Here is a 10,023-nt window from a genome sequence, read left to right as displayed (position 1 = left end):
TCAGAACGCCTGTCCGATCCCGGCATAGATGCCGAAACGCGGGTCGCCACGGTCGCGGTTGAGCGGCACGGCGGCGTCGATGCGCAGCGGCCCGAACGGCGTGATGTAGCGCAGGCCAACGCCCGCGCCGACCTTCACGTCGGAAAAGTCCGGCGTCGCTGTGGTCGAGACAGTGCCGGCGTCGACGAACGGCACGATGCCGATCGTGTCGGTCAGCGCAATGCGCATTTCGACCGATGTTTCGAAGAAGGAAAGCCCGCCGATCGGCTGATTGTCGATGTCCTTCGGTCCGATGCCCTGATAGGCATAGCCCCGCACCGAGCCGCCACCGCCGGAATAGAAGCGCCTGTCGGCTGGAACGTTCTGAAGGCCGGTGCCGACGATCGAACCCAGCGCGACGCGTTCGGCAAGCACGAATTTCGAGGCCGTGTCGAGCGACTGATAGGCCGACCCCTCGCCCCTGAGCTTGAGGAAGGCGGCGCCGCTCAGAATGTCGTAACTCGGTTCGGCATAGGCCAGAACCCTGAAGCCGCTGGTCGGGTTGAGCCGGTTGTCCCTGTTGTCGTAGACATATTGCAGCGGAATGCTGGCGATCAGGTATTTGTGCTTGCCGAAAGCGTCGGTGATCCTGGAGTAGTCGAGCGCGATTTCAGCCGAAACCGTCTGCTTCTTGTCGATCTCATAGGACAGGCCGGTGCTGCCCTTGACCGAAAAATGGTCGTAGGCGTCGGGATGTTCGAGTACGGTCTTGACGCTGGCGATGAATTTCGAGGCCGGCCCGACCACCCCCGGCTTCTCGAACATGATGCCGGCATTGTAGTTGAGCTCGCTGAGATCGTTGCTGCCGATGCCGCTGATCTTGCCCTCGATGCGCAGCTTTTCGGCCCGGCCGAACAGATTTCGGTGGCCCCAATAGCCTTCCAGGCCTAGCCCTTCGGTGTTGGAGAAAGTGCCGCCGACGCCGAAATAGCGTGGTTTGCGCTCGCTGACCTGAACGCCGATCGGAATGTTGCCGTCGGCGTCAAGACTGTCGGCTTCCTTCAGCGTCACGCTGTTGAACACTTCGAGCCTCAGCAGCCGGTCGCGGGCATCGTCGATCTCGTCAGGCGAATATTGCCGGCCGCGTTTCAGCCCGGTCATATATTCGGTGAACTCGCGATCGACCTTCTCGGTGCCATCGACGGTGGTGTCGCCATAACCGGCAACCGGCCCGGCGGCCACCGTCAGCGTCACGTCTAGCGTCGAGGTGGTGTGCTCGGCCACGACCTGCCTGTCGGTGATCCGGGCCAGCGGCCGGCCCTCCTGCTTCAGCGCCCGCACGATCAGCGCCTCGGCCTTGAGCACGGCGCCCGAGCCGGCATCGCCGCCGGCTATCAGGCCGAAATCGGCGCTCGCCAGCCCGGCGGCATCGCCCTCCAGCCTGATATTGCCGAGTGTGAATTTGGGCCCGCTGGCGATGCCGACCACCACCGGGATCGGCTGCGGACCAGTGAATTCGGCATCGGGCGGCAAATCGTCGAGCGCCTTGCCCTGGATGGTGATGGTGACGACGCCTTCATAGCGGGCGTCGGCATAAAGCGCGGCGACCAGCTGTTCGCGGTCGCTACGCGCCTTTGCCAAAAGGCCGAGCGAGCCGGAAACCGGGCGGTCCTCGTCGGATTTCAGCGACGAGGCGTTTTCGAGCTTCTTGATCAGGTCCTTGTCGGCATCGGGCGCTTCGATGGTCACCGCATAGCGCAGCGGGTCGACGATATCGGCGTCCTCGTCATTCGAAGAGCCCCACAATTTGATGCCGAACAGCTCGAAGGCGGCCGCCGACCCCGATTCGGCAACGAGCACGCTCGAGCACGCCAACGCCACAATCAGCGCGCGCGAAAGCGTGCGCCGTGGCGCACTTACCTTCGACATCTGCGCTTCATACGCCGGCATCAGGACAACCTAGGTTACAAAACTAAAATTGGAATGAAGTTTTGAAGCGCTCGTAAAGGGGCCACAATCCAATTGTCTGAAATAGGCAGGGCTTGGAATTCACACCTTCTGCGTTTTCGCAAGAAAGCGTGATCCCTTTCCCCTGGATGAACTATCGGCATACCGGTCATTGGCCGGTTTGGGAACCGTTGGCGGGCGGAAACCTGCCCGTCCTCGTGTTGACAAGCTTGACTGAAGCTTGAACATGCCGCGGACGTAGCAGTGTCTGGAGGGTGTTATGGCAATGCGCGCGGCGGCTCGTGGTCTGTCGATCTTGATTCTTCTCATTTTCGCCTGGGGGTCTGTAGCGCAAGCGGCCGAAGCCCGCCGGGTGGTGACCTCAAATAATTCCGACTATTTCGGCTTCGATCTCAGATCGGACCAGAATGTCAGCCTCGATCAGTGCAAGACGACATGCCTCGGCGACCCCGCCTGCCGCGCCTTTACTTACAACAACAAGGCCAAATGGTGCTTCCTAAAGTCCGACTATAACCAGTTGAAACCCTTCAGCGGCGCGGTCGCGGGCAAGGTCGTCAATGTCGATGGCGACCCCGATATCGGCGCCCCGCCGGAACTCGCCTTCTTCCCCAACTGGATGGCCGACCAGGCCCAGCAATACCGCAACAAGCTGACCGATCCGGCCTATGACAAGCCGACCGACGGGCTGGAATCACTCCGCGCCGCCGCCGAACAGGCTGCACTGACCGGCGACCATGGCCAGGCCATGAACAAATACGAGGCCGCGGTCTCGGTCCTGCCTGACGACGGCCAGCTTTGGCTCGGTCTGGCGCGTGAAACGCTTGCCATACAGCCGGCCAGCGGCACCTCCGAATCCTACAATCTGCCGGTCAAAGGCACCTCCGCCGCCATCAACGCCTACAAATTGCTGCGCACCACCAAGACCCGCGCCGAAGTGCTGGCGCTGCTCGGCAACGGCCTCGACCGCCGCGATCTCTACCGTCCAGCCCTGCAGGCTTATGAAGCCAGCCTCGCGCTGGTCAGTTCGCCGGCGGTCAAGGCCGAATATGAGGATCTCAAGGCCCGCAAGGGCTTCCGCGTCATCGATCACTCGATCGACGCCGACACCAGCGCGCCGCGCATTTGCGCGCAGTTTTCCGAGGAGCTGGTCAAGACCGGCGTCGACTACGCCCAGTTCGTCACCGTCGACAACCAGCCGCCCAAGGGCGTCGAGGCCAAGGACAAGCAGATCTGCGTCGAAGGCCTGGAGCACGGCCAACATTACGAAGTGACCTTCCGCGCCGGTCTGCCGGCCGCCATTGGCGAGGTCACCGCCGCTCCGGTCGTACTGTCGATCTATGTGCAGGACCGCGCGCCGTCCGCCCGCTTCACCGGCGACAGCTTCGTGCTGCCCGCCGGCGCCCGCCGTGGCATCCCCATCGTCACCGTCAACATGAACACCGCGCAGATGAAGCTCTACCGTATCGGCGATCGTTCGCTCGCGCAGCTTCTGTCCGGCTATCAGTTCCTGAAGCAGCTCGACGGCTATGATATCTCCAGCATTTCCGACCAGATGGGTGAGCCGGTCTGGCAGGGGCAGCTCGATATCGCCAACGACCTCAACAAGGACGTCACGACTTCGTTCCCGGTCGACGAAGCCTTGCCGCAGCGCAAGCCCGGCGTCTACGTGCTGACCGCGCAAGCGGTAAATGAAAATGACGAGGACAATTACAATTCGCTTGCCACGCAGTGGTTCGTCGTCTCCGACATCGGCCTGTCGACCTATACCGGCCAGGATGGCCTCAATGTCTTTGCCCGCTCGCTCGGAACCGCCAAGCCGATCGCCGGCGCCGAACTGACGCTGCTGGCCAGGAACAATGAAATTCTCGGCACAGCCACGTCGGACGCCGAAGGCCATGCTGTCTTCAACCCCGGCCTGACGCGCGGCGACGGCGGCATGGTGCCGGCCGTTCTGATGGCCAAGCAGGGCGACAACGATTTCGTCTTCCTCGACATGGGCCGCGCCGGCTTCGATCTGTCCGATCGCGGCGTCGCCGGACGCGCCGCACCGGGCGCGCTCGATGTCTATGCCTGGACCGAACGCGGCATCTACCGCGCCGGCGAGGATGTGCATGTCGCAGCCCTTGCCCGCGACGGCGCCTCCAAAGCGGTGGAAAACCTGCCGCTGACCTTCATCTTCACCCGTCCCGACGGCGTCGAGAACCGCCGCATCGTTGCCGATGGCGTCTCGGCCGGCGGCTATGCCGTCGACCTGCCGCTGGAAGCCAACGCCATGCGCGGCACCTGGACGGTGTCGATCTATACCGATCCCAAGCAGGCGGCCGTTTCCAGCCAGATGTTCCTGGTCGAAGACTTCGTGCCGGATCGCATCGAGTTCGACATGAAGTCCGACAAGCAGGAGATCGCACAGGGCGAAACCGCGACCATCGACATTGACGGCCGCTTCCTCTATGGCGCGCCGGCCGCCGGCCTCGCGCTCGAAGGCGAGCTGACGCTGTCGACGGCGCGCGACTGGGACCGTTTCGCCGGCTATTCGTTCGGCCTTGCCGACGAGCAGTCGGCCGAGCCTTCGGTCACCCCGTTCACCGGTCTGCCGGTGGTCGGCGACGACGGCAAGGCGACCTTCCCGGTCACGGTCGACCAATTGCCCGCGACCACCAAGCTGGTCGACGCCAAGGTCACGGTTCGCATGCGCGAAACCGGCGGCCGCGCCATCGAGCGCTCGCTCAACATCGGCATCCGCCCGCAAGGCCACATGATCGGCATTCGTCCCGATTTCGCCGACAATGAGGTGCCGCAGGGCGGCACCGCCAAATTCAGCCTCATCGCGGTCGATCCCGACGGCAAGCGCGAGACGCTGAAGGGCGCGCAGTGGTCGCTGGTCAAGGTCGAACGCAATTACCAGTGGTATCGCAACAACAACTCGTGGAACTACGAACCGGTCACCTTCACCAAGTCGATCGCCAACGGCCAGGTCGATCTCAGCGCCGATGCCGAGGCGACCGTGACGATGCCGGTCGACTGGGGCCAGTACCGGCTCGAGATCGAGACTGCCGATCCCGAGGGCCCGGCGACCAGCTATGAGTTCGACGCCGGCTGGTATGTCTCCTCGACCTCCACCGAAACGCCTGACGGGCTCGAGATCGCTCTCGACAAGGACAGCTATGCCGTCGGCGACGTGGCCAAGCTGAAAGTGTCGCCGCATTTTGCCGGCGAACTGCTGGTCACCATTGGCGCCGACAAGCTGCTCAAGACCGTCACGGCAACCATGCCGGCCGGCGGCAGCACGGTCGATATCCCGGTCGGTGACGACTGGGGCGCCGGCGCCTACATCACCGCAACCCTGTTCCGGCCCGGCGATGCGCAGGAAACCCGCATGCCGGCGCGCGCCATCGGCGTAAAATGGCTGACGGTCGACCCAGGCTCGAAAAAGCTCGCCGTCACCCTGACGCCGCCGGACAAGACGATGCCGCGCCAGCAGTTGTCGATCCCGGTTTCGGTCGCCGGCGTAGCACCGGGCAGCAATGCCTATGTGACGGTTGCTGCCGTGGATGTCGGCATTTTGAACCTCACCAACTACAAGGCGCCGGATCCGGAGGGCTGGTATTTCGGCCAGCGCATGCTCGGGCTTGAAGTCCGCGACATCTATGGCCGTCTCATCGACGGCTCGCTCGGCACCACCGGCAAGCTCAGGACCGGCGGCGACGGCGCCTCGATGCAGCCGCAAGGCAGTCCGCCGACCGAAAAGCTGGTCGCCTTCTTCTCCGGCCCGGTCCAGCTCGACGCCGACGGCAAGGCGAGGATCGACTTCGACATCCCGCAGTTCAACGGCACCGTGCGCGTCATGGCCGTCGCCTGGACCAAGGAGGCCGTCGGCCATGCCACGACCGATGTCATCGTGCGCGATCCGGTGGTGATCACCGCCGGCCTGCCCCGCTTCCTGGCGCCTGGAGATGCAGCGATCATGCGGCTCGATGTCGCCGACACCGACGGTCCGGAGGGCGACTATGCCCTGTCGATCGCCACGACCGGCGACCTCTCGACCGGCGACAAGCCCTTGCCCGAAAAGCTGACGCTGGCCAAGGGCAAGCGCCAGACGCTGACCGTGCCGCTGATTGCACAGACGGCGGGCAATGCCTCGATCACCATCAAGCTCGCCCATGGCGACGGCACCGCCGTCGAGCAGACGCTGTATGTTCCGGTGCGTCCGGCGCAATTGCCGGTCACCACCCGTCTGGTCGTCGACCTCAAGGGCAATGGCGGCTCGCTGCGCGTCGACAAGGAGCTGCTCGCGGCAAGCCTGCTCGACGGCGCCTCGATCAGTGTCGGCGTTTCGCAGGCTGCCGCCTTCGACGTGCCGTCGCTGCTGATGACGCTCGACCGCTACCCCTATGGTTGCGCCGAGCAGACCACCAGCCGCGCCATGCCGCTTCTCTACGTCAACGATCTGGCGTCCGGCGTTGGCATGCAAAGCGATCCCGAACTGCACGGCCGCGTGCAGGCCGCCATCTACAAGGTGCTGAGCTACCAGGCTTCGGCCGGCAGCTTCGGCCTGTGGGGTCCGGGCTCCGGCGATCTGTGGCTTGACTCTTACGTCACCGACTTCCTGACCCGGGCGCGCGAGCAGAACTACGACGTGCCGGCGCTGGCGATGAGCCAGGCGCTGAGCAATCTGCAAAACTCGGTCGGTTACGACCAGGACGTCCAGGATCGCGGCAGCGAAATCGCCTACGCGCTCTATGTTCTGGCCCGCAACAAGAAGGCCTCGGTCGGCGATCTGCGCTACTACGCCGACACCAAGCTCGAAGCCTTCTCGAGCCCGATGGCCGTCGCCCAGTTGGCGGCGAGCCTAGCGCTCTACGGCGACGCGCAGCGTTCGGAAGCAACCTTCCAGACGGCGCTGCAGCTGGCCAAGTCGACCACCGAATACGACTACTACCGGTCCGACTATGGCTCGCGGCTGCGTGATGGCGCCGCGATCCTGGCGCTCGCCGCCGAATCGAAGCCGGTGCCGACCATCGTGCCGGAGCTGATCCGGCTGGTGGCAAGGGAACGCGCCGATGCCCGCTGGACCAGCACGCAGGACGAGTCCTGGATGCTTCTGGCGGCCCGCGCGCTGAAGTCGGGCAACGACTCTATCACGCTGTCGGTCAACGGCGCGCCGCATGCAGGTGGATATTCCAACCACCTCAGCGGCACCGACATTGCCGACAGCCCGCTGACCATCGCCAACACCGGCGCCACGCCGCTGCAGGCGGTCGTCACCACGGTCGCCTCGCCGGTAGAGCCCTTGCCGGCCGGCGGCGACGGCTTCACCATCGACCGCACCTACTACAAGCTCGATGGCACCGAAGCCAACGTCACCGAGGCGACGCAGAACGAACGCTACGTGGTCGTGCTCAAGGTTTACGAGCAGAACCGCTGGCCTTCGCGCCTGCTGATCACCGACCTGTTGCCGGCCGGCTTCGAGATCGACAATCCGGGCCTTGTTTCCAGCGCCCAGCTGTCGAACTTCACCTGGCTGGCGCAAACCGACGCCGCCCATCTCGAATTCCGCGACGACCGTTTCGTCGCGGCATTCAATCCCAATGATGGCGATGGCGACCGTAACATCATGCTGGCCTATGTCGTGCGTGCGGTGACGCCGGGCACCTACGCCCATCCGGCGGCCACGGTGGAGGACATGTACCGGCCGCAATATTCGGCCCGCACCGCCACCGGCATGATGGAGATCAAGGCGCCGTAAGGCGCCTTGACGAAGATGAACACGCCGATGTCCGCGACCATCTCCTTCTCCCCGCTATGCGGAGAGAAGGAGCCGGCAGGCGGATGAAGGGCACCACCATGCTCTCCAGAAAATTTCTCCGTCGAACAGGCATCGCCGCCGCCTCCCTCGTCGGCCTTGCGGCGATCGCTGCCGCTTCTCTCTGGGAACTCGACCGCGCTTTTCCGCCGCCGCTGCCCGGAAGGCTCACCGTCTCCACCGAGGTCCAGGACCGCGACGGCCAGCTGTTGCGCGCCTTCGCCACGCCGGACGGTTACTGGCGGCTCGACACTCATCTCGACCAGGTCGACAAGCAGTTCGTCGACATGCTGGTCACCTATGAAGACAAGCGCTTTTGGGACCATGATGGCGTCGATGTGCTGGCGCTGGCGCGCGCCGCCGGCCAGTTCGCCACCAGCGGCCATATCGTCTCCGGCGGCTCGACCCTGTCGATGCAGCTTGCCCGGCTGATCGAGCCACGCGAAAACCGCAGCCTCGGCTCGAAGATCAAGCAGATGCTGCGCGCCATCCAGATCGAGCGGCGCCTGTCCAAGCAGGAGATCCTCGAACGCTACCTGACCTTGGCGCCCTATGGCGGCAATCTCGAAGGCGTGCGTGCCGCCTCGCTCGCCTATTTCGGCAAAGAGCCGAAGCGGCTGACCGTCTCGGAAGCAGCCCTGCTCGTCGCCTTGCCGCAATTGCCGGAAAAGCGCCGTCCCGACCGCAATCTCACCATCGCTCATGCCGCCCGCGACCGCGTGCTGACCCGCATGGTATCAGCTGGCCTGCTCGGCGAGCGCGAAGCCGCGCGCGCCGCACTAGACGATGTCTCGGGCCTGCGCCGCAAATTGCCGGCGCTGGCGCCACACGCCGCCTACGCCATGCTGCCCAAGGCCGTCCCCGGCAAGCCGCTGCAGCTGACGATCCGCAAAAGCGTCCAGCAAGGACTGGAGCAGGTGGCGCGCGATGCCGCGATCAAACTTGGGCCGCGCCTCTCCGTCGCCATGGTGATGGCCGATGCCCGCACCGGTGACATCCTCGGCGAAGTCGGCTCTGCCGATTTCTTCGACGCCAGCCGTTCCGGCTGGATCGACATGACCAGGATCGTGCGGTCGCCCGGCTCTACGCTTAAGCCGTTCATCTATGGCCTCGCCTTCGAGCAGGGGCTGGTGGCGCAGGAAATGCTGATCGAGGACAGACCGGTCGATTTCGGCGGCTACCGGCCGAAGAATTTCGACATGGGCTATCAGGGGGATGTCTCGATCCGCCAGGCGCTGCAGCTATCGCTCAACGTGCCGGCAATCCGCGTGCTCGACTCTGTCGGCCCGGCACGGCTGATGGCGCGCTTCCGCCAGGCCGGCGTCAGCCCGGTGCTACCGGTCAACGAGGCGCCGGGCCTCGCCATCGGCCTCGGAGGCGTCGGCGTAACGCTGCGCGATCTCGTCCAGCTCTATACCGGCCTCGCCAATGGCGGCAAGGCAAACACGCTGCATGACGGCACCGAGCCGGCCAATGCCGAGCGCACCACCGCCACCATCCTCGACGCCCAGGCGAACTGGCAGATCACCGACATATTGTCGGGCGTGAAGCCGCCCGAGGGCGCCTTGCAGCGCGGCATCGCCTACAAGACCGGCACGTCCTACGGCTACCGCGACGCCTGGTCGGTCGGCTTCGACGGCCGCTACGTGCTGGGTGTGTGGGTCGGCCGCGCCGATGCCGGTGCGGTGCCAGGCCTGTCCGGCTATGTCTCGGCCGCCCCCATCCTGTTCGAGGGCTTCGTCCGTTCAGGCCTCACCGCCGTCCCGTTGCCCAGCCAGCCGGCCGGCGTCGTCAAGGCCAGGCGCGAAGACCTGCCGGTGACATTGGCGCGCTTCGGCGCCGGCGCCGACGGACTGGTGCAGGCAGGCCCGACGGAACCGGCGCCAATGATCATTTTCCCGCCCAACGGCGCCCGCGTCGATCTCGCCACCAATTCCGCCGAGGCCTCGCCGCTGGTGCTGAAACTGCAAGGCGGCCGCGCGCCGTTCCGCTGGCTGGCCAATGGCAAGCCGCTCGTCGGCATCGACCGCCGCCGCACCGCGACCTGGCTGCCCGACGGCGCCGGCTATTCGACGCTCACCGTCATCGACGCCGTAGGACGCGCGGCAAGCGTGAAGGTGTTCGTTGAATAGATGGCGCCAAGCGATTCAGGGGATTGGGCTTCTTCGCCCGAGACCCGGCGCGAGGCACCCCCCAGCGGGGGGGGGGGGGGGGGGGGCGCGGCGGGGCGGGCGGGGGGGGGGGGGGGGGGGGGTGGGGGGTGGGGGGGGTGG

General features: G+C 65.3%; 3 protein-coding genes. 2 read left to right on the top strand and 1 reads right to left on the bottom strand.

Annotated features, from left to right (window positions below):
* Complete coding sequence (locus NKJ78_RS29595) at positions 1-1,929, bottom strand: autotransporter assembly complex protein TamA (RefSeq protein WP_352460206.1); 1,929 nt, start codon at positions 1,927-1,929, stop codon at positions 1-3.
* A 277-nt stretch (positions 1,930-2,206) separates the two neighbouring features.
* Here NKJ78_RS29595 and NKJ78_RS29590 point away from each other — a divergent pair, with 277 nt between their 5' ends.
* Both NKJ78_RS29590 and pbpC read left to right on the top strand, forming a co-directional pair.
* On the top strand, positions 2,207-7,693 hold the full coding sequence (locus NKJ78_RS29590; RefSeq protein WP_352460205.1) for an alpha-2-macroglobulin family protein: 5,487 nt from the start codon (positions 2,207-2,209) through the stop codon (positions 7,691-7,693).
* A gap of 83 nt (positions 7,694-7,776) precedes the next feature.
* Entirely contained in the window at positions 7,777-9,882 is a 2,106-nt protein-coding gene (gene pbpC / locus NKJ78_RS29585) for a penicillin-binding protein 1C (protein ID WP_031245218.1), read from the top strand.
* Positions 9,883-10,023: the final 141 nt, after the last annotated feature.

Origin of the sequence: Mesorhizobium sp. M0037, assembly GCF_040323635.1 — a bacterium.
Taxonomy (GTDB): domain Bacteria; phylum Pseudomonadota; class Alphaproteobacteria; order Rhizobiales; family Rhizobiaceae; genus Mesorhizobium.
The sequence above is the reverse complement of the archived record's forward strand: the minus strand, read 5'-3'. Positions and strand labels throughout refer to the sequence as shown.